The organism is Maricaulis sp. (assembly GCF_017643475.1).
Taxonomy (GTDB): Bacteria; Pseudomonadota; Alphaproteobacteria; order Caulobacterales; family Maricaulaceae; genus Maricaulis.
In genome coordinates this window covers 448,463-469,084 of record NZ_JAEPNI010000001.1, presented here as the reverse complement: position 1 = coordinate 469,084, position 20,622 = coordinate 448,463, and the positions used below count along the sequence as shown (strand labels likewise).

Here is a 20,622-nt window from a genome sequence, read left to right as displayed (position 1 = left end):
TTATGCCGAATATAGAAATTCGACAGCGACGAATATCACAAGCCAACAGGGATCATCGCGAGGATTTCGAACTCGATCAGACTGCTGATGACTGTGACCACTGCAGGTGACGGCGAGCGCCAAGCGGCATTCGCGCGCCCGGCATATGACATACAACTGAAAAGAAAATGGCGCACCCAAGAGGATTCGAACCTCTGACCTCTGCCTTCGGAGGGCAGCGCTCTATCCAGCTGAGCTATGGGTGCGTGTGGCTGCAGCCATAACGCATGCCGCAGGTCGGTGCAATCGTCGGGGGCCGCTGTTGTTGCAGCCCCCGTCTGGCCCTGATCAGCCTACCAGGCCTTCATCGCCGAGACCGTCGGCATCATCCATGTCGCCGCTTGATCGTCGTCCGCCCAGATCGTCCGGGTCAGCATCATCATCCCTGCGTCTTCGCCCCTGTTTCTGGGAAAGTCCTGTGAGGCCTATCCCCCAGTCCTTGTCGAAGCCGTCGACACCGCGATTGCGGAAACGGACCTTGGGTCCGGGCCGCATCAGCCAGCTGTAGACGATGATGGAAGCGATGGCGGAGATGAATATGAGGATTCCGGCAAAGCCTGCTCCGGTCGACCCCTGGGGCTGCATGTAAATGCCGAAAAACCAGGTCAATGACACAAAGAGCGGTGCTGCCACCAGGAGTGAAAAGAATCTCTTGAACGTCCTACCCATCGCGATTTCCTCCCTTGCTCGTCATACATCTCGGACGAGCAGAAGATTGCGCTGAAACTGTGCCGGAAATCGGGCACAAGTAACGGGACTGATCAGCCCATATTCCCGCCCGGATTGCTATTGCACGCAAGCGAGTTGCGAAGGAGAATGGATGGCTCGGCACGAGGTCAGCCATGAATGCCTTCTGGAAACTAAATCGGACCGGTGCACGCCTGATGTCCATATTCACGGGAGTCGTTGCCTCGCTATTGATCCTCGGTCGCACGTGGGAGCAAGAGCCGGGCTTCGCGGGCATCATTGCTTGGCAGATCGCCATGTGCATTACGTTGTGGATGACCGCCGACTGGATGGAGCGCAAAATCAAGCCACCAAAAACTGAGGCGCACTCGAACGATCAGGCCTCTTCTCGATTATAGGTGAGCGCCAGGAAGACATCTTCCAGGTCGGGCTCTTCTGTGCGCAGGTCATCAATGCGGCCGCCAGACGCACGGAATTTCTCGATCATCTCGGCAACCGATTGCTGGCCTCGTCGATAGGAAATGGCCAGCGCCCCGTCATCGCGGATCTCGGCGTCGAATTCGGCCAGCTCCGCCGGCACGGCTGACAAGGCCTCGGCGGGCTCGATAACAAGTGTCTTCCTGTCCATGCGCTGGAGCAATTGCTCCTTGGGCTCACAGGCCACGACCTGGCCCTGGTCAACAATGGCGATCTCGTCGCAAAGCTCCTGGGCCTCTTCCAGGTAATGCGTGGTCAACACGATGGTCGTGCCACGCGCATGCAGTTCCCGCACATAATCCCAGAGCTGGCGGCGCAGCTCGATATCGACACCCGCAGTGGGCTCGTCCAGCACCAGCACCGGCGGGGCGTGAACCATGGCCTTGGCGACGAGCAGTCGCCGCTTCATGCCACCGGAAAGCTGTCGAACATAGGCATTGCGTTTGTCGGAGAGGCCGACGGCCTCGAGCAATTCCTCGGTGCGGCGCTCTGCTTTCGGCACGCCGTAGAAGCCCGCCATCAGTTCCAGCGTCTCATAGGGCGTGAAAAACACGTCCATGTTGATTTCCTGGGGAACAACGCCGATCGCTGCACGCGCTGCACGGCTGTCCTGATCGATATCGATGTCCCAGGTCCGTGCCGTGCCCGAGGATTTTTTGACCAGGCCGGCAAAGATATTGATGAAGGTGGACTTGCCCGCGCCATTCGGGCCGAGCAGGCCGAAGATGGATCCGCGGCGCACTTTCAGGTCGACACCCTTGAGCGCTTCCTTGGGGGGCGCCTTCTTGGTTCCGCCATAGGTCTTTTTCAGATCAATCGCCTCTATGGCGTATTCGGGCAGGCTGGAAGTGTCGGACATGTCGGCTCGGAATTGACGAGGATGGGTCAAGCGCCATAGTTAGGCATCGATTTTCGTCCTGTCCATGAGGGCCTGTGCATGGCTGATGCTGCCAAATCCATTCCACCGTCCGAAATCATCGCGACCGAAGACCACCGTATCGCCTGTGATGGCGGCGGCGGCGCCCTCGGCCATCCCAAGGTTTTCCTGGAGATGGGCGAAAGTGATTTTGTCGAGTGTCCCTATTGCGACCGCCGCTTTGTGCGCGCCGGTTCCTCCGAGGACCCGAGCGCGTAACACACGCGTCTTTTTAATCTCACTGAAACGCGGGGAGGCGCTTCGTGGGAAGTACAGCGCAACGCATTGGTCTGTTCACGGGTCTCGCTCTGGCGATCGGCCTGCAATTGCTGCCACGCCCGGAAGGACTGACGGCTGAGGCCTGGCTGCTCGCCTCGCTGGGCCTCATGATGGCGTGTTGGTGGGCGACAGAAGCCTTGCCCATCGCAGCGACTGCGCTGGTTCCCATCGCGCTCTTCCCATTGTTTGGCATTACCTCCACAGGCGCAGCCACCGCGCCCTATGCCAGCCCGATTGTCATGTTGTTGCTGGGCGGGTTCATCGTCGCCCTGGCCATCGAGAAGTGGAACCTCCACTCACGTATCGCACTCAACGTCGTGCGAACCTTCGGCAGCAGCCCGGTGGGTCTGGTCGGCGGCTTCATGGTTGCTTCAGCCCTCCTGTCCATGTGGATCTCCAACACGGCGACGACGCTGATGATGATCCCGATCGCCCTCAAGGTGGCGCAGGAAGTTCAGGAGGAGGGCACCTCCTCTCCTGCCTTCGCGACAGCACTGGCGCTGGGCGTGGCCTATGCAGCGTCGATCGGCGGCATGGCGACCCCGGTCGGAACGCCGACCAATCTGATCGGGATCGGCTATCTGGAGAACGAGTTCGGCCGCACCATTGATTTCGCGCAGTGGATGATGTTCGGCATTCCCACCGTCGCCCTGGTTATCCCGGCTGCCTGGTTCATTCTCACCCGCTTCGTCTTCAAACTCGGCGGCGGTGGGTCCAGCTCGGCCGCACGTGAACACCTGGAAGCGGAGCTGGCCAAGCTGGGCAAGATGACCGCACCCGAAATTCGCGTCGCCGCCCTGTTCGGCACGGTCGCCATCCTGTGGATGGGACGTTCCCTGCCCGGCGGAATTGGCTGGAACCCCCTGTTAGCCTCAATCAGCGAGAGCCTCTCCCTTCCGGTCAGCATCCAGCTGGGCAATACCCAGATCGCCGCAATGGGCGCCCTCGCCGCCTTCCTTATCCCGGCCGGTGGCGAAAAGGGTAAGGGCAAGGCTCTGATGGACTGGCAAGGCGTCGCACGCCTGCCCTGGAATGTGATCATCCTGTTTGGTGGCGGCTTGTCGCTGGCAGCCGCGCTGTCTGCAACAGGATTGGCCGCCTGGCTCGGCAACCAGATGGGCTTCCTGGAAGCCTGGCCAACACCACTTCTGGTCCTGGCCATGGTCGCGGTTGTCGTATTCCTGACCGAGCTGACGTCGAATGTGGCCACCACGACGGCCTTCTTGCCTGTGCTGGGTATGCTGGCCGTCAATGCCGGCATCCCGCCCGAGCACCTGGTCGTGCCAGTCGCCATTGCTGCCTCGACCGCCTTCATGCTGCCCGTCGCGACAGCTCCCAATGCAATTGTCTATGCGTCGGGTGCAGTGACCCAGGGTCAGATGATCAAGGCCGGCTTCCGCATCAATCTGGCAGCAATCCTGATCATCACGGCGATTGGCGTGGTCCTGGGTCCGATGCTGTTCCCGGCGAGCTAGAGCACCCGTTCCACGCTGAACGGAGACAGATCCACAGTGGGCGTCCGCTCCAGAACGAGATCCGCCGCGATCTCGCCGATGGCCGGAACGAATTTGTAGCCATGCCCGGAACATGGCGAGAGCACGACAAGATCATTGTCGTCGGGCATGCACCCCATGATGAAACGATCGCCCGGCGCCAGCGTGAAGCGACACTCGGCTGCCTCCAGCGGAGTCTGGTCTAACCCCGGCAGGCAATCTGACAGGCCCGCGGCCAGCAGAGACAGATCCTCTGCGTCCACGCCACGGGGAGCGATATGGCCGGCACCGCGCTCTCGGCGATGATTATACAGTCCCGCCTTCAGGCCCTGGTCGCGATGCGGCGGAAAGACATAGAAGCGTTCGGCCGTATCGGTCTCCAGCTGGAAGATGGGCAGACGTTCATAGGCGGGGCCGTCCGCGCGATACCAGGCGATGACCTGGCGCTCCGGCACCAGGACGGGCCTGAGAGCCGGAACCAGCTCACCGCACCACGCACCGGCCGCAATAATCAGTTTGCGGCACGTTGTCTCTTCATCGCCTGTAACGAGACGGAAGCCGCCGGCAACACGCTGCCAGCCAGACACCGGCGTTTCACCGCGCAAATCCGCTCCAAGCCGGCCTGCCTCTACGCGCATCCAGGCCGTGGCATCATCACTGTCGAGCAGACCGGCATCGGCGTTGTAGACGGCACGAGCACGCCCGTTCAGCTCCAGCGCCGGAAAACGCTGTTCGATCGCCAGGCCTTCGAGCACCTCGTATTCCTTGCCGCTGGCCTCGGCCGCAGCAAGCGCGTCCTGGAAGATACCGTCCTCGCGCACGGAAATGTCCAGCCCGCCGGTCTTGCGGAAGAAAGCCTGGCCGAACTCCCGTTCGAGACGGTCCCAACCGGCATAAGCCTCTTCCACCAGCGCGTCATAGATATTGCCCTCGGAATACACGGACCGAATGATCCGCGTCTTGCCGTGCGACGAGCCCAGCGCATGTCCGAGCGGGTGCTGGTCAACGCCCAGAACCGTGGCCCCTCGCAAGCTCAATGACCACGCCGCCGCGCTGCCCATGGCCCCCAGACCGATTATGCCTATATCGACCTTCATCACACGGAGTTTTGCCGCGAATTCGCCGACGCTCAAGATCACGTCTGCTGAATCGGTAGGAGTCTTCGGCTTGCTGCGTGACCATGCCTGTGCTATCGCACGCCCGAACCGAATAAGCGTGCGGTGCAACACAATACGCTTGGTTCGATAACTTGTTGAAATTGATGTGCTTTCGTCGATCAGACGATTTCAAGGCACTCATCCGGATAGAGAGCGACGTCACGGTGAACACCGGCGAAGACGCCAATACAGCAAACGCTGCGGGCCGCTATGCGACCGCGCTGTTTGAGCTGGCCAAGACCTCCGGCGCTGCGGAAGCGGTCGAAGCTGACCTGTCAGCTTTCCGTGCAGCCCTGGGCGAGTCGTCCGAATTGGCAGAGGTTCTTGCCTCTCCCCTGTACTCTGCAGAAGAGAAGGCAGGCGTGCTGTCCGCTATGGCGGGCAAGGCCAAATTCCATGAATTGACAAAGAACGCATTCGGCGTCGCGGCTGACAATGGCCGCGCCGGCGAGCTGGGCGCGATGGCTTCGGCCTACGCTGCACTGGCCGCTGCGGACCGTGGCGTTCTGTCAGCTGATGTGGCGACTGCCGCAGCGCTGACCAAGAAGCAGACCGAAGCCCTCCAGGCTTCGCTGAAAAGCGCTCTCGGGCGCGACGTAGAAGTTCGCACTGAAGTGCGTCCTGAATTACTCGGCGGACTGATCGTTAAGGTCGGTTCCCGCATGTTCGACAGCTCCCTCCGCACCAAGCTGGACGGGATGAAGAATGCGATGAAAGAGGCGTAGGTCCATGGACATCCGGGCAGCAGAAATCTCTGCGATCCTCAAGGATCAGATCAAGAATTACGGTGCCGAAGCTCAGGTTTCGGACGTCGGTAGCGTACTTTCCGTCGGTGACGGTATTGCACGCGTCTACGGCCTCGATGAGGTTAAGGCTGGTGAGCTCGTTGAGTTCCCGGGCGGCATCAAGGGCATGGCCCTGAACCTTGAGCGCGACAATGTCGGTTGCGTTATCTTCGGTGATGACCGTGGCATTAAAGAGGGCGACACCGTCAAGCGTCTCGGCTCCATCGTCGACACGTCTGTTGGCAAGGGCCTGCTGGGCCGCGTCTGTGACGGTCTCGGCGAGCCGATCGACGGCAAGGGTCCGCTGACGGATGTTGCCGAACGTCGCCGTGTTGACGTGAAAGCGCCGGGCATTATCCCGCGTAAATCCGTACATGAGCCGATGGCGACGGGCATCAAGGCCATCGACGCCATGATCCCGGTCGGCCGTGGCCAGCGCGAGCTGATCATTGGTGACCGTCAGACCGGCAAGACCGCGATCGCGATCGACACCATCCTGAACCAGAAAGCCATCAACCAGGGCGATGACGAGAGCGCCAAGCTCTACTGTATCTACGTCGCTGTTGGTCAGAAGCGTTCCACGGTCGCCCAGATCGTGAAGACGCTCGAGGAAAACGGCGCGATGGATTACACCATCGTTGTTGCTGCTACGGCGTCCGACCCGGCTCCGATGCAGTTCCTGGCTCCGTTCACCGCATCTGCGATGGGCGAATACTTCCGTGACAACGGCATGCACGCGCTGATCGTTTATGATGATCTGTCCAAGCAGGCTGTTGCTTACCGCCAGATGTCCCTGCTGCTGCGCCGCCCGCCGGGCCGCGAAGCCTATCCGGGTGACGTCTTCTACCTGCACTCCCGCCTGCTCGAGCGTGCTGCCAAGCTGAACGAAGACAATGGTTCCGGTTCCATGACGGCCCTGCCGATCATCGAAACCCAGGCCAACGACGTTTCCGCCTACATCCCGACCAACGTGATCTCCATCACCGACGGTCAGATCTTCCTGGAAACCGACCTGTTCTACCAGGGCATCCGCCCGGCCGTGAACGTCGGTCTGTCCGTATCCCGCGTTGGTTCCTCCGCCCAGACGAAGGCCATGAAGCAGGTTGCAGGCTCCATGAAGGGTGAGCTGGCCCAGTACCGCGAGATGGCGGCCTTTGCCCAGTTCGGTTCCGACCTCGACGCCGCAACCCAGCAGCTGCTGAACCGCGGTCAGCGCCTGACCGAGCTGCTCAAGCAGCCGCAGTTCTCGCCGCTGGCCATGGAAGAGCAAGTTTGTGTGATCTACGCGGGTACGCGTGGTTATCTCGACAAGCTGCCGGTTTCCGACGTGCTGCGTTACGAAGGCGACCTGCTGCGTCACCTGCACGCTGACCATGCTGACCTTCTCACCGCGATCCGCACCGAGAAGAAGCTGTCTGACGACAGCGAAGGCAAGCTGAAGGGCGTTCTGGACACGTTCACGAAGAACTTCGTCGCGTAACTGGACAGAACGACTGCTAGGAGAGCCTTATGGCGAGCCTTAAGGACCTGAAAACACGGATCGACAGCGTTAAATCAACGCAGAAGATCACCAAGGCGATGCAGATGGTCGCTGCCGCAAAACTGCGCCGTGCGCAGGAAGCGGCAGAGTCTGCGCGTCCCTACGCCGAGCGTATGGGCAGCGTAATGGCCAATCTCTCGACCACTATGTCCGGCACTCCGGGAGCCTCACCGCTCCTGGTGGGCACGGGCGCGGACGACACCCGTTTGCTCGTCGTCATGACCGCCGATCGCGGTCTGTGCGGCGGCTTCAACACCAATATCGTCAAGAAAGCCCGCGAGCGTGTTCAAGCGCTCAAGGCTGAAGGCAAGTCGATCAAGATCATGTGCGTGGGCAAGAAGGGCGCTGAGCAACTCAAGCGTCTGTTCGGCCCCTACATCGTCGACTCGATCGAACTGTCTGGCGAGAAGACCATCACCGGTTCCACCGCGATCATGATCGGCGACAAGATCCGCCACATGTTCGAGGCCGGTGAGTTCGATACCTGCGAGCTGATCTCGTCGGAATTCGTCTCGGTCATCTCCCAGAAGCCGCGCGCGAAAGTCTTGATCCCGGCCAAGGATGCCATCGACGAAGGCGTCGAGCGTCCGGACCTGGCTGGTGCCGTCTATGACGCAGAGCCGGACGAGGAGAGCATCCTCAACGTCCTGCTGCCGCGTTATGTCGACACCGTCATTCTCTCGTCCCTGCTTGAGAATGTTGCCGGCGAAATGGGATCGAAAATGGCCGCCATGGATAACGCAACGCGTAATGCTGGCGAGCTGATCGACAAGCTGAACATTATCTACAACCGTACACGTCAGGCGCAGATCACCACGGAGTTGACCGAAATCATCTCCGGCGCCGAGGCTCTCTAGTCGAGAGGAATTCGAAATGAGCACTCTTAAAGGCCGCGTCGCCCAGATTACCGGCGCTGTTGTGGACGTTGAATTCGAAGGCGGTCTGCCGGACATCCTCAACGCCCTTGAAACCACCAATGATGGCAAGAAGCTTGTTCTCGAGGTCTCTCAGCACCTCGGTGAGAACACGGTCCGTACCATCGCCATGGACGCCACTGAAGGTCTCCAGCGTGGTACCGAAGTAACCGACACCGGCGAGCCGATCATGGTTCCGGTTGGCCCGGGTACGCTCGGCCGCATCATGAACGTCACCGGCGAAGCGATCGACGAAGCCGGCGATGTTGCCCACACCCAGAAAGCTCCGATCCACCGCGCTGCCCCGTCCTTTGACGAACAGGCAACGGAAGCTGAAATCCTGCCGACGGGCATCAAGGTCGTTGACCTGCTCTGCCCGTACGCAAAGGGCGGCAAGATCGGCCTGTTCGGCGGCGCCGGCGTTGGCAAGACGGTTCTCATCCAGGAACTGATCAACAACATCGCCAAGCTGTTCGGTGGTTACTCTGTCTTCGCCGGTGTTGGTGAGCGTACCCGTGAGGGTAACGACCTGTACTGGGAGATGATCGAGTCCGGCGTGAACAAGGACCCGCAAGAAAACGACGGCAACACCGAAGGTTCCCGTTGCGCCCTGGTCTTCGGCCAGATGAACGAGCCGCCGGGAGCGCGTGCACGTGTGGCGCTGTCCGGTCTGGCACAGGCGGAATACTTCCGCGATGAAGAGGGCAAGGACGTGCTCTTCTTCGTCGACAACATCTTCCGCTTCACCCAGGCGGGCTCCGAGGTTTCGGCCCTGCTCGGCCGCATCCCGTCTGCCGTGGGTTATCAGCCGACACTGGCCACCGACATGGGTGCCCTGCAGGAGCGTATTACCTCCACGACCAAGGGTTCCATCACCTCGGTTCAGGCCGTTTACGTTCCGGCGGATGACCTGACTGACCCGGCTCCGGCCACGACCTTCGCCCACCTCGACGCCACGACGGTTCTGAACCGTGCGATCTCGGAAAAGGGTATCTACCCGGCCGTTGACCCGCTTGACTCCACGTCTCGTATCCTCGAGCCGCGCATCGTCGGTGAAGAGCACTACAACACCGCGCGTCAGGTTCAGGAAATCCTGCAGCGATACAAAGCTCTCCAGGACATCATCGCGATCCTTGGCATGGACGAGCTGTCCGAGGAAGACAAACTGACCGTTGCGCGTGCGCGTAAGGTTGAGCGCTTCCTGTCCCAGCCGTTCGACGTGGCTGAAGTTTTCACCGGCTTCCCGGGCATCCAGGTGCCGGTTGCTGACACCGTGAAGGGCTTCCAGGCCATCTGTAACGGTGAATACGATCACCTGCCGGAGCAGGCGTTCTACATGGTCGGTACGATCGAGGACGCTATCAAGAAGGCAGAGAAAATGGCGGCAGAGGCTGCGTAAGCAGTCTCCGTCTCCCTTGAGCGGAGGAAGCCAAGATGGCTGACAAACTCCATTTCGATCTCGTCTCTCCGGAGCGCCGCCTGTTTGCCGGTGACGTCGACCAGGTTGTCGTTCCGGGCGAAGAGGGCGATTTCGGCGTTCTGCCGGAGCACGCCCCCTTCATGTCCGTGATCCGCCCCGGTGCGATCACCGTCATGAACGGAAATGAGACCGAGAAGACCTTCATCCACGGCGGTTTCGCCGAGGTGACGCCGGCTGGCCTAACCATCCTGGCAGAGGAAGCCATTCCGCTGTCCGAGATCGACGCCGACAAGCTGGCTCAGGATCTGGCCGATGCCCGCGAGGACATCTCCGCTGCCAAATCCGATGAAGAGCGCGAGCACGCTGAAGCTCTGGTGGTCAAGTTCGAAGCCATGCAGGCTGCACTGGCTGCCTAGGCCGGCGAACAGATCGCAAAAGAAAAGCCGCTCCTTTCGGGGCGGCTTTTTCTATTCGGCAAAGGCCTGTCTGATTGGTCGCCGCATCATCCACAAGGGATAGAGCAGACAAACCTCAACGCCGATAAAGATGTACCCGATGGCGAAGTCATAGGTCGTCTCGAAGGCGAGATTGATAAACAGGCAGGAATGCACAATCACAATCAGCGCCTGCAGCGGCAAAGCCTGGAGGCTGCGGCGCAGAACCTGGATCAGCAGGGTCGCCCGCAGCACCGTCAGTAATAGCGTCAGCAGCATCGGGGCCGGGCCGATCGTCAGATAGGCCGCGCTGATATTCACCCCCATGAACTCACCAAGCTTGGCTCCAAGGAACTGGGCGATGATCAGGCCGCTCCGAACAGCGGAATGTACAGCCAGCAAAAGTGCGCCGAGCACAGCCAGCAGAAAAGTGTTCGCGAAGACGCGATCCCGTTCGGACAAACCTTGATGCCTCTGATTGTGCGCGAGTCCCGTTTCGGCGACTCGTCGCTGGGAAACCCCGGTTTCGCCAGTGGCGCGTTCTACATTGCTGCATTGCAATATAAAGTTATGGTTTATGCATATCGGATCGCGAGTGCCTTGCAGAAATGCAAATGTAGCAATGCGTCGTTCCGGCGTGACGCAATCGTCATCTGCATGAACCCTCCCGGAGAGCACACGCCTTCCACCCTGCTCACGCTCGGGCCTGGAGGGACCTATCGGAATGTTCATAGCCACCGCACTCGCCATTACGCTGGCGCAGGCGTCCGCGCCCCATTGCGACCAGGTCGACACCGCACGCCTGAGCGCAGCCATTCAGCCCTTTGCCGAAGCCGATGCCTTTCGAGGAAATGTTCGCATTGAATGCCACGGCGAGGTGATATTCGAACAGAGTTACGGGCTCGCCGTTGAAGACTGGCAGATCACCAACACTGCTGACACCCACTACATGCTGGGGTCAATTTCCAAAGCCTATAATGCCGCACTGATCCTGCGCCTTACAGAGCTGAGCAGACTGGATCTGGGCGTGCCAATCGGCACCTATCTCGACGCGTTCGGAACAAGCGGCATCACTCTGCGCCATCTGATCGCGCACGGCGCCGGCCTTCCCGGCATTTTCACCCAGACACAATCGCTTGCAGATTTTGCGGGGCGCGGTGTCTCACGAGAGGCCCGGAACGCTGCATTCGCGGACTATGTGGCGTGTCTCGACCTGACCAGCGAGCCTGGCGAGCGATACGCCTACTCAAATGTCGGTGCCATGTTGAGTGCGGTCGTTGTCGAACAGGTCTTGGGCACAACGTATGACGCAGCCCTGCACACCTACCTTCTTGAACCATCAGGTCTGGAACAGACCGGCCTGGTTGATGAAACCCCGCCCCCGGCGACGCCTCGCCAATGGCTATGCCCCGGGCCGGGATGGCGTCGTCAATGCGCCTCACGTGCAATGGCAACACCGCCTGGCGATCGGCAATGTCCATGCCAGCGCAGCCGACACCATCGCCTTCGCCGATGCCCTGTTTGCCGGCAACATCATCGCCTCGGAAACAATCCAGCGCGAAATCGCGCAATCGTCGGAAGGCTATCCCTTGGGCTGGCACTTCGACACGCTGACCCTGGAAAACGGACAAGCCCTGCAACAATTCTCCGCCTCCGGATCTACACGCGGCTTCTCCGCAGAACTCCACCACATCCCGAACGCGGGACTGAGCATCGCCCTGCTCGCCAATACAGGAGGCATGTATTTCGGGGCGCTGGCTGATGCATTGGCCCACATCTCCCTGGGCGAAGCTGCGGACCTCCCGTCACCACCTATGTTGCGGCGAATCCTTGCTAGCGGATCAGAGATCGAAGCCTTCCTCGCCTCGCTGCCACAGGATCAACAACACGCCATCGAGGTCTATCAGTTCGGCTATGAACTCATTCGCGCGAACTTTGGCCAGGACGCTGTCACCAGCATGCGCTGGGTTTCCCGGATTCTGCCGGATGAGGCAGACGCGCTGGTCGGCCTCGGGGACGCGCATCTGCGTGTTGGCCTGAATGAAGAGGCCAAAGCTGCTTTTGAACAGGCCCTGGCGCTTGAGCCCGCTCACGCCGGAGCGCGCCAGCGGCTGGATCAGGAGTAGCGCTGGCCGGTCTGCTCGGACCGCCAGGCGCTGGGCGTCTGGCCGGTCAGCTCCTTGAAAGTCTTGTTGAAGCTGGACTTGCTCTGGAAACCGCTATCATGGAGCACGTCCAGCAAGCCCTTTTCAGGCTCCGCACGCATGATGCCCTTGGCGGTTTCCACCCGCCATTGACTGACCCAGACACTGAAGCTGACTCCGTGTGCCGTGTTCAAGGCCTCCGACAACTGGCGCTGCGGCACGCCAAGCTGTCGGGCCAGGCGAGCGATATTCAGCTCCAGGTCCAGATGCGGCTGGCGCTCTCGCATATGAGCCGCCAGCCGGTCGTTCAAATCAGCCGTTAAACCCGCAGTTCGGAAGCGCGCCGCAACCCAACCCAAAGGGCCGGACCGATGCAGCACCAGCACCAGCACCAGCACCAGCACCAGCACCAGGGCATAGGTAAAAAAGCCGGACAGAAAGAGCATGGCGACGCCAAACCCCAGGGAATCTTCAAGCGCTGGCGGTGATGAAATTTCGAATGTGATCCAGGTGTCGGAGGCCAGGGTCAAGAGGAGCCAGGAAAGAACCATCCACCGCCAGCGACGCAGAGAGGCGGCCAGAATCACTCCGCGCACAGCGAAATCCCCTGCGGGTTGTCTGCTGCGATACCATATCAGCGCTGCGTACAACGCGAGCCCGCCCAGAATGGGGCCGTCGATAAACCAGGCCTCACCGCCGGCAAGCCGAACGACCAACATGAGTACCGGCCCGGCCAGGTGCACAGCGTCTGCCACACGCAAGCGGGCTTCGCTGCGTTCTGCCACCAGCAGATGGAGGTAAAGAAGTGGCGGCAGGAACATCGCCAACACCGGCCGCATCTGCACCAGCCAGTGCTCCGGCACATCGAATTGCAGCCTGGACAACAGAAACTGCACCCCCATCAGCGCAAAGCCGGCCGCGAGCAGGCGGTGAGAAGTGCGCACGCCTTCGCTCGCCGTCGCCAGATACAGGGCGAAGACAAAGGCAAGGGTCGCACCGGCATAAAGAAGGGCGGACAAGGCGCACTCCGCGGAAACTCCAGAAAACGCACGTCCTCGATTGCGTTTCAGGACGCGCACGCAAAGACAAACCTGCAATTTCGGGATCAGTTTTACAAACCGAAAGACAGAAAAATGCGACTTCTTATGAGTGTTCTCGCCGCGCTGATCACCTCGCCCCTGCTCGCCCAGGATCTCGCCATTGAAAACGCCACGCTGGTTTCACCCGAACGCGACACGCCCGTTGAAGGCCTGACCGTTCTGGTCGGGGATGGCCGCATCCTTGGCATCCAGCCCGCCAGTATCCCTCATCAAGCCGAGAGGGTTATCGACGCAGAGCGCCAGTATCTCACCCCCGGCCTGATCGACAGTCATGTCCACCTTTACCACGCCACGGGTTTGCGCCCGGGCCTGGTCGAACGCGAACGCGCGCTGGCCCTTCAGGAAGCCTATTTCGAACAGATGCCCCGCAGCTATCTCTATTGGGGATTTACGACCCTGGTCGAGCTGAATGCGGATTTCGAAACCAATCGCGCCTTCGAGGCCGCACCCATCCGGCCTCGCCTGTTTCATTGCGGTGAAGGCCTTGTGACCTCGAACGGTTTCATGGCGCACCAGGCGCACCTGCCGGTCGAGGACGCCTTCCCCAACTTCCTGCATGATCGCCATGTCACCCCCGAACTTCCCGAGGGCTCCGACCCGGCTGAGCACACACCGGCAGCGACACTGGAGACCATCCAGGCGTCTGGAGGGATCTGCGTGAAGATCTATTTCGAGGATGCGCCTTGGATGCCCAATGGTCCGGAATGGCCTTTGCCAAGCCAGGCTATCTTCTCCGAAGTCGTGCGCGAGGCCCGGGAGCGCGGTCTGACAGTCTTCCTTCACGGCACCACACCCGCCGCCCATCGAATGGGTCTGGCGGCTGGCGTAGACGTTATGGCGCATGGTCCCTGGGACATGCCCGTGGACCTGCTCGAGCCGATAGCTCCGCCGATGATGTTTGAGCTTGCCGATGACATTGCCGAGGCAGGCCTGCAGCTGCAACCCACCATCCGGACGCTGGGCCAGACCCGCTCCATGTTCGAACCGGACATCCTGCAAGACGCCGACTGGCTCGACGTGGTGCCGTCCTCCTATGTGGAGTTTTTACGCACCGACGCCCAACCCCAGCGCGACACCTTTATCGAGGTTATTCTCGGCAATCGTTTGGATGAGGCGCTAATTCCGCATCTGATGGACGGATATCAGGGGCGCTACCAGCAATTTCTCCGTTATCTGGCGACCAATTCTGATGCGCTGGTCTTCGGCACAGATACAGCTGTCGGCACGTTTGGCTGGGGCAACCCGCCGGGTCTCAACGGTCATTGGGAGATGCGCGAACTGGCCGAAGCCGGGATAAGCCCGGCCGATATCCTGGACATGGCAACCCGGCGCAATGCCGAAACACTCAACCTCGCCGACGAGATCGGCACGATCGAGGTCGGAAAACGCGCTGACCTGCTGTTGATGCAAGACAATCCGCTTCGTTCGATCGACGCCTACCGATCCATCACCACCGTCATCCTGAACGGCGCTCCCATGGACCGCGCCGGTCTCTCTGCCCGCCACTACGAGGAGACGGACCAATGATCTAACCAATTCTCGCCAGCCTTGCCCTCGCGTCCGCGCTCATCTCACAGGATCTCCTGATCCGCGACGCCATCATCGTTTCACCCAATGTCGCAATCTCGGAAACGCCGCTCGATGTCCGGGTCGAGAACGGGCGCATCACCGCGATCGGTGAAGACCTCGTCGCGCTAGCTTCGGAAACCGAACTGAACGCTGCCGGGCTCTACCTCACCCCGGGGCTCATCGACAGCCATGTGCATCTCGGGGGCAATGGCGGTCTGCGTGGCGACATGGTCGAGGAGAATATTGCGCTGGTTCGCGCCTATCGGCGCCAGGAGCCTCGCTCCTATCTCTACTGGGGTTTTACCACCCTGCTCGACCTGACACGTTCTCGGCCTTTTGTGGATCACTGGAACGGGCTGGAGCTCTCCTCCCAGCTCCACGCCTGCCGTGCAGCGCCGTATGCGAATGGTTACGGCATGATGTTCGAACCCGAGGAGTATCGTTACGAGGCGCCCTACTACATTCACGACCCGGATGTCGCCCAGAGCATCCCCGCCGAGCATGATCCTGCCGAACACACCCCCGAGGCCGTCGTTGGGCGTATCGCAGATGATGGCGATGCGATCTGTATCAAGACCTTCCATGAACCGGGGTTTGGCGGCCTTTTCGACTTCAATACGGCTCCGACCGAGGTTCTCGACCGGGTCGCGCGGGAAGCGGAAACGCGTGGCCTGTTCAACCTGCTGCACGCGACCTCGCTTCTGTCCTGGCACACTGCGGTTGAAGCGCGTGCCCACGTCATGGCGCACGGGCTTTGGCACTGGGACCAGCTGAACGGCGCTCAGGTCAATCCGGAGACAGAGCTGCCGGCGCAGATTGAAGACCTGCTCGATGCCACAATCGAAAACGGCATCACCGTACAGCTGACCACCGGCGTTATTCACGGAGAAGTCGCGCTCTATGACGTGGACTTCCTGACCAGCGACGCGCTTGCGGCGACATTGCCGCGTGAGTTGATCACGTGGCATTCCGGCCCCCGGGGCGGATGGTTCCGGGATAATCTGGAGCGGATAGCCGATGTCAATCCTGTCGTGGTGGAGAATTTTCTCGGTCATGCGCCCACCGGCGAACCGGGAGAAACCTCCCGTGCAGCACTGCGCCGGGTCATCGCAGTCGGCCGTTATCTTCACGCCAATGGCGCCGAGCTTGTCCTGGCGTCCGACACCCCGTCCAGCCCGACCTACACCAATGCACCGGGCCTGCATGGCTATCAGGAGATGCTGACCATGGAGCAGATGGACATGATCCCGTCCGAGGTTCTGGCGGCCGCCAAAATCAACAATGCTCGCCTGCTCGGCCTGGAAGACGAGATCGGTTCCGCTGAGGTGGGCAAACAGGCCGACCTTCTGCTTCTGAGCGAGGACCCGCGCAATGATATTAGCGACATGGGTTCGATCCGCTGGGTCATCCTGGATGGACGACCGGTGCAGCGCGAATACCTTTCGGCCGGCAACTAGCCGGCCGGGGTCAGGAAACTCCGGAGTGCCTCGAACACATCGTCCGGAGCTTCCCATTGCGGGTAGTGCCCTGCCCCGTCCAGCCGAACGATCTGCGCTTCTTGCACCCGTTCGGCAAAGGCATCCGCAAGATGGCGGCCAGAGACGGGGTCCTGGCTGCCATTGATCAATTGCAGTCGCGTATCGCCAGCGCCCTGCAATGCATCCGCCCAGCGGCGAGCATGCTGTTTGCGATCCCGGATATACCGGATCAGCAGGTGACCGATGCGATGCCCATTGTGTTCGCAGAGCAGCTCCCAGAACGCATCCAGCTCCTCCTCGTCCGGCTGGGTATCCGCGCCAAACACGGCCGCGAATGACGCACCGAAACGCTTGCGTGTCAGCATGGTGCTGAGAACAGGTCCCAGCGGGCTGTTCAGCAACCGCTGGATAAAACGGGCGCGATGCTGATCCGGAAACAGCCCACCATTGAGAAAGCTGACCGAGTTGATGCGAAAGCCCAGGCGCCCTCGGTTCTGTTTGGCCAATAATTCCTGGGCGATGGACACACCATAATCATGCGCGACGACATCACACTCATCGACCTCGGCAATGTGCATCAGCTGGGTATGCAGGTCCGCCTGCTGCATCAGATCATAGCGGTGCATGTCCGGTTTGTCGGACAGGCCAAAACCCAGCATGTCGAGCGCAATCGGATTGAAGCCGCTACCGACCAGACGCGGCCAGATACGCGACCAGTCATAGGAACAGGTCGGAAATCCGTGAATCAGCAAAAGCGGGCGTCCCTGGCCACGCATCCACCAGGCTATGCGTCCGTGCGGCCCATTGAAATGACGGGCGCTCTGGCGATAGGTGTCCAAGTCTGCAAAGGATAATGGCATGCCTGCCCCTCCGGTCAGGGAAGAACATTTGCCGGTTCGGCGCGCCGATCAAGTCAGGCGGGTTTGGAAGCTCTCGCAGGGATGGCAAAGCGCGAGAATTCCCGCATGACCTGGACATAGGTCTCGCGTTTCCACGGGATGATCAGGTCCGGTAACTCCTCCAGGCGCCCCCAGCGCCAGTCGCAGAACTCGACTTCACCATGGGCCTCCAGGTCGAAATCCTCTGCGCTGCCGTTAAAACGATAGGCGAACCATCGCTGTTTCTGCCCGAGATGCCGCTTGCGGGCGAATCTGGGATCATCGCGCACGTCCGGCGGATAATCATAGGCAATCCAGCGGTCTATCGCGCCCAGGGGCTCGACCAGTTCCGGCTTAACACCAGTCTCTTCGTACAGTTCTCGCAGCGCGGCATCTTCAGGTGCTTCACCCGGATCAATTCCACCCTGCGGCAATTGCCACTGCCAGGGCGGCTCGGCGGCATCCCGCTTGCCGATCCACACCTCGCCGAGCGAATTGAACAAGGCGATGCCGACATTGGGCCTGTGCTGGGGGTAGGCGTCCTCGGACACGATCAGTGACCGTCATCCGCGGCAGCGCCGTATTCGTCACCCCCTTCGGCGTCATCCATCCAGCGGTGCTGCGTTTCTTCCTCCGCATGCTGGTTCGTGCCCTGCGCCTCTGCAGCGAGGCGGGCCTCGAGTCGGCGCCGAGCCATGACGGCAGATGGTGGTGCAAGCTGATAGCCGCGCAATTCCAAGCCCAGGGACCAGGCCTGGACCTGGTCGACCGTAACGGGATAGGCAAAACCGCTACCGAGCGCCGCACCGTTCTGGATCGCGAGCGCCTCAAGCGCCAGCAAGCGCTGATCGATGATGGCGGGGCTCAGCTCTTCGTCCAGAATGCGATCCGCAATGGCGTATTCGACGTTCGTGCCAGCGCCGACCGTATCGATCAGGCTGCGGCGGCCGACACCATCATGCAGATAGGCCACGCCGCGACGTTCCAGCGAGTGCATCAGTGATTCCACCGCCGGGCGCGACGTCGAGAAACGTGTACCCTGATAATTGGCTACACCAAAATATCCGGTCGTACGGCTGAGAATCCACATCAGTCGCCGCTCGTTTTCCTCGGTCGGGCCGTCAGCAAGCAATGTGTACGGCCCCGTATCGCTATTAGGGTAGTCGAACGGCTCCATCGGCGCTTCGATCAGCACTTCATGACCAGCGGCGCGCGCCTGGTCGATCCAGCCTTGCAGATTCTCGACATAGGGCGAGAAGGACAGCGCGACTTCCGGCGGCAGCTCCTCGATCGCGGCCGTCGTCACCGTCGGATTGACGCCCATTCCACCCACAACAATGCCGATCATCGGGGTATTGGGGTCTCCATGGAAGGGACGGGCATAGGCGCGAGAAGGGCGAAGATCATTTGGGCCAATTACCGGCAAGGGGCCACCCGGACCCGGTTCGGTCAGGCCGGAGAACGGCGCGCGCGCAAGAGCCTCAGGATTGCTGGCGGCTGAAGCATGGCTGACTTCTGCGCTTGCCGGGTCAGAACCGGGACCATTGGGCGCTGTTGGCTCGCTTGCAGGCGCCTCAAACCCTTCATTGACGCCGCTGAGGCTGACTTCCGCTCCCTCATCGGGAGACTGAAAACTGATCGGATTTTGCGTCTCTGCTGCGGGCTCTGGGGTGACAGCTGCCTGAGGAAGTGGGCCCACACGGCCCGTTGCGCTCGGCGCATCAAACTGTCCATTGCCGAAAATCGCCACACCCAGGATGACCAGGGCAAACACGCCGGCCGCTCCCAGCCCGGCGAAAATCGGGGCGCGAATGTTCAACAAGGGGGCAGCATGGCGCAAGGCAGCAGCGGCGGCAGCAGTCATGATCCGTCTCTCGGCGTCAGATTAGGCGCCCGAATCGCGGGCACAGATCGTCGGCTCCAGAGTGGCGGGCTCCTGTGCAGAAAGCGTTAACGCTGATAATGGCTTTCGACGGATCGAGACCTATTGCAAGGATGCCTGCTGACGCTCCATCGAGGCGCGCAGGATCTCGCGTGCACGATGTAGCTGATAATCCTCGTTCTCGTTCCAGTCTTCTGGCGGCTGTTCGATCACCGCCAGATCCTGCTCGATCCGCTCGGCACCGGTGTCATTGTCCAGCGCACCATCGAGATCAGCTTCGGACGACATGGCGGCGTCTTCGCCATCTTCGATCGGGAAAGAACTGATCTGGAGATCAGGAATAATGCCCGTCGCCTGGATAGAACGACCCGCCGGCGTGTAATACCTGCCGGTCGTCAGGCGCAGCGCACCATCACGTCCACCTCGCAGCGGGATGATCGTCTGGACCGACCCTTTGCCGAAGCTGGTCATGCCAATCAGCTGGGCGCGTTCGCGGTCCTGCAGGGCACCGGCCACGATCTCCGCAGCACTGGCAGAACCCTCATTGATCAGGATCACGATCGGTGAACCATCGAGGCGGTCGCCCGGACGCGCATTGTAGCGCTGGGTGTCGCGCGGATCGCGCGTGCGGGTGGAAACCACTTCGCCACCATCCAGGAAGGCATCGGTCACACCGATCGCCTGGTCGAGAAGACCACCCGGATTGAAACGCAGGTCCAGGATCAGGCCCGGCAGAGGACCGTCATTTTCACGCTCGAGCTCGACCAGCTGCTCCAGCAGCATCTCGGTTGTACGCTCGTTGAAACCGGAGATGCGCAGATAGGGCAGCCCCTCCTCGATACGCGAGACGACGGTGCGCAGCGGAATGGTGTCGCGGACGAGCGTGACGTCGAACGGCACATCATCGCCACGGGAAATCGTGATGGTGACCGGGTCACCGACTGCACCGCGCATCAACTCAACCGCGTCGGTCACAGACGCGCCACGAATATCCTCGCCATCAACGGCGACAATTCGGTCATTGGTGCGCAGGCCCGCACGTTCCGCTGGCGTGTCACTGATCGGGGAAACGACGGTGATGTAGTCATCGCGGCTGACAACTTCCATGCCCAGGCCGCCATACTCGCCACGCGTGGTGACCTGCAGGTCCTGATAACTTTCCGGATTGTGATAACCCGAGTGCGGATCAAGCGAGTCGAGCATGCCTTCGATGGCTGCCTCGATCAGGGCGGCCTGTTCGGTGTCTGATACATAATCGGACTCGATCCGGCTGAGGACATCGCCAAAGAGCTCAAGCTGGCGGAATGTTTCCGTTCGGTCTTCCTGGCTGCCTTCTGCAGAAACCGCGAGCGCAAATGCCCCCAGAGCGAAAGCCGAAACCGAAGCGAGAATATTGATCCGCATGTAAGCGCGCGTCCTTTCCGCGTAAC

General features: G+C 60.9%; 20 protein-coding genes, 1 tRNA gene and 1 pseudogene. 12 read left to right on the top strand and 10 right to left on the bottom strand.

Annotated elements, in window-relative coordinates; all coding sequences use genetic code 11:
- Positions 1 to 168: 168 nt before the first annotated feature.
- Positions 169 to 245: transfer RNA gene (locus JJ889_RS02235), tRNA-Arg, on the bottom strand.
- An 82-nt stretch (positions 246 to 327) separates the two neighbouring features.
- A complete protein-coding gene (locus tag JJ889_RS02230; protein ID WP_291891140.1) occupies positions 328 to 708 on the bottom strand; it encodes a hypothetical protein in 381 nt (126 codons plus the stop codon).
- A 173-nt stretch (positions 709 to 881) separates the two neighbouring features.
- Here JJ889_RS02230 and JJ889_RS02225 point away from each other — a divergent pair, with 173 nt between their 5' ends.
- Positions 882 to 1,124 carry a hypothetical protein gene (locus tag JJ889_RS02225; protein ID WP_291891139.1) on the top strand — a complete coding sequence of 81 codons (243 nt, stop codon included), beginning with the start codon at positions 882 to 884 and terminating at the stop codon, positions 1,122 to 1,124.
- Here the strand turns inward: JJ889_RS02225 and JJ889_RS02220 are convergent.
- Positions 1,103 to 2,062, bottom strand: coding sequence for an ABC transporter ATP-binding protein (locus JJ889_RS02220; protein ID WP_291891138.1), 960 nt, complete (start codon positions 2,060 to 2,062; stop codon positions 1,103 to 1,105). The genes JJ889_RS02225 and JJ889_RS02220 overlap by 22 nt on opposite strands.
- Before the next feature lie 78 nt (positions 2,063 to 2,140).
- Here JJ889_RS02220 and JJ889_RS02215 point away from each other — a divergent pair, with 78 nt between their 5' ends.
- Together JJ889_RS02215 and JJ889_RS02210 are read left to right on the top strand one after the other, a co-directional pair.
- Complete coding sequence (locus tag JJ889_RS02215; protein ID WP_291891137.1) at positions 2,141 to 2,338, top strand: zinc-finger domain-containing protein; 198 nt, start codon at positions 2,141 to 2,143, stop codon at positions 2,336 to 2,338.
- A gap of 44 nt (positions 2,339 to 2,382) precedes the next feature.
- A complete protein-coding gene (locus tag JJ889_RS02210; RefSeq protein WP_291891136.1) occupies positions 2,383 to 3,873 on the top strand; it encodes an SLC13 family permease in 1,491 nt (496 codons plus the stop codon).
- Here the strand turns inward: JJ889_RS02210 and solA are convergent.
- The gene (solA, locus tag JJ889_RS02205; protein WP_291891135.1) at positions 3,870 to 5,024 is read right to left on the bottom strand and encodes an N-methyl-L-tryptophan oxidase; all 1,155 of its coding nucleotides are present in this window, start codon (positions 5,022 to 5,024) and stop codon (positions 3,870 to 3,872) included. The two genes, JJ889_RS02210 and solA, sit on opposite strands and share 4 nt — an antisense overlap.
- A gap of 128 nt (positions 5,025 to 5,152) precedes the next feature.
- Between solA and JJ889_RS02200 the strand changes: the two genes are divergently transcribed.
- From JJ889_RS02200 to JJ889_RS02180, 5 genes are read left to right on the top strand one after another with little or no spacing between them, the layout of a single operon-like run.
- Positions 5,153 to 5,773 carry a F0F1 ATP synthase subunit delta gene (locus JJ889_RS02200; protein ID WP_291893143.1) on the top strand — a complete coding sequence of 207 codons (621 nt, stop codon included), beginning with the start codon at positions 5,153 to 5,155 and terminating at the stop codon, positions 5,771 to 5,773.
- Between the two features lie 4 nt (positions 5,774 to 5,777).
- Entirely contained in the window at positions 5,778 to 7,313 is a 1,536-nt protein-coding gene (gene atpA / locus JJ889_RS02195) for a F0F1 ATP synthase subunit alpha (RefSeq protein WP_291891134.1), read from the top strand.
- A 29-nt stretch (positions 7,314 to 7,342) separates the two neighbouring features.
- The gene (locus JJ889_RS02190; RefSeq protein WP_291891133.1) at positions 7,343 to 8,230 is read left to right on the top strand and encodes a F0F1 ATP synthase subunit gamma; all 888 of its coding nucleotides are present in this window, start codon (positions 7,343 to 7,345) and stop codon (positions 8,228 to 8,230) included.
- Positions 8,231 to 8,246: 16 nt separating this feature from the next.
- Positions 8,247 to 9,686, top strand: a complete 1,440-nt coding sequence (gene atpD / locus JJ889_RS02185) for a F0F1 ATP synthase subunit beta (RefSeq protein WP_291891132.1) — start codon at positions 8,247 to 8,249, stop codon at positions 9,684 to 9,686.
- Positions 9,687 to 9,721: 35 nt separating this feature from the next.
- Positions 9,722 to 10,123, top strand: coding sequence for a F0F1 ATP synthase subunit epsilon (locus tag JJ889_RS02180; protein WP_291891131.1), 402 nt, complete (start codon positions 9,722 to 9,724; stop codon positions 10,121 to 10,123).
- A gap of 51 nt (positions 10,124 to 10,174) precedes the next feature.
- On the opposite strand, the gene JJ889_RS02175 is transcribed toward JJ889_RS02180, so the two are convergent.
- Positions 10,175 to 10,957 carry a hypothetical protein gene (locus JJ889_RS02175; RefSeq protein ID WP_291891130.1) on the bottom strand — a complete coding sequence of 261 codons (783 nt, stop codon included), beginning with the start codon at positions 10,955 to 10,957 and terminating at the stop codon, positions 10,175 to 10,177.
- Here JJ889_RS02175 and JJ889_RS15885 point away from each other — a divergent pair.
- Both JJ889_RS15885 and JJ889_RS02170 read left to right on the top strand, forming a co-directional pair.
- Positions 10,866 to 11,483: pseudogene (locus JJ889_RS15885) on the top strand (serine hydrolase domain-containing protein); the annotation flags it as partial. The gene JJ889_RS02175 and the pseudogene JJ889_RS15885 overlap by 92 nt on opposite strands.
- Positions 11,484 to 11,508: 25 nt before the next feature.
- Positions 11,509 to 12,267 (top strand): hypothetical protein, encoded by a 759-nt coding sequence (locus JJ889_RS02170; protein ID WP_291891129.1) that lies wholly within the window; start codon positions 11,509 to 11,511, stop codon positions 12,265 to 12,267.
- Here the strand turns inward: JJ889_RS02170 and JJ889_RS02165 are convergent.
- On the bottom strand, positions 12,258 to 13,304 hold the full coding sequence (locus tag JJ889_RS02165) for a helix-turn-helix domain-containing protein (RefSeq protein ID WP_291891128.1): 1,047 nt from the start codon (positions 13,302 to 13,304) through the stop codon (positions 12,258 to 12,260). The genes JJ889_RS02170 and JJ889_RS02165 overlap by 10 nt on opposite strands.
- A 114-nt stretch (positions 13,305 to 13,418) precedes the next feature.
- Between JJ889_RS02165 and JJ889_RS02160 the strand changes: the two genes are divergently transcribed.
- Both JJ889_RS02160 and JJ889_RS02155 read left to right on the top strand, forming a co-directional pair.
- Positions 13,419 to 14,912: an amidohydrolase family protein gene (locus tag JJ889_RS02160; RefSeq protein ID WP_291891127.1), complete on the top strand. Its 1,494-nt coding sequence runs from the start codon at positions 13,419 to 13,421 to the stop codon at positions 14,910 to 14,912.
- A 233-nt stretch (positions 14,913 to 15,145) separates the two neighbouring features.
- Entirely contained in the window at positions 15,146 to 16,411 is a 1,266-nt protein-coding gene (locus JJ889_RS02155) for an amidohydrolase family protein (protein ID WP_291891126.1), read from the top strand.
- Here JJ889_RS02155 and JJ889_RS02150 read toward each other — a convergent pair.
- From JJ889_RS02150 to JJ889_RS02135, 4 genes are all read right to left on the bottom strand, one after another.
- Positions 16,408 to 17,292, bottom strand: a complete 885-nt coding sequence (locus JJ889_RS02150) for an alpha/beta hydrolase (RefSeq protein ID WP_291891125.1) — start codon at positions 17,290 to 17,292, stop codon at positions 16,408 to 16,410. The two genes, JJ889_RS02155 and JJ889_RS02150, sit on opposite strands and share 4 nt — an antisense overlap.
- Before the next feature lie 53 nt (positions 17,293 to 17,345).
- Positions 17,346 to 17,861 carry an RNA pyrophosphohydrolase gene (locus JJ889_RS02145; RefSeq protein ID WP_291891123.1) on the bottom strand — a complete coding sequence of 172 codons (516 nt, stop codon included), beginning with the start codon at positions 17,859 to 17,861 and terminating at the stop codon, positions 17,346 to 17,348.
- A gap of 2 nt (positions 17,862 to 17,863) precedes the next feature.
- The gene (locus JJ889_RS02140) at positions 17,864 to 19,174 is read right to left on the bottom strand and encodes a divergent polysaccharide deacetylase family protein (protein ID WP_291891121.1); all 1,311 of its coding nucleotides are present in this window, start codon (positions 19,172 to 19,174) and stop codon (positions 17,864 to 17,866) included.
- 120 nt (positions 19,175 to 19,294) lie between these two features.
- Positions 19,295 to 20,596 carry a S41 family peptidase gene (locus tag JJ889_RS02135; RefSeq protein ID WP_291891119.1) on the bottom strand — a complete coding sequence of 434 codons (1,302 nt, stop codon included), beginning with the start codon at positions 20,594 to 20,596 and terminating at the stop codon, positions 19,295 to 19,297.
- Between the last annotated feature and the right edge of the window lie 26 nt (positions 20,597 to 20,622).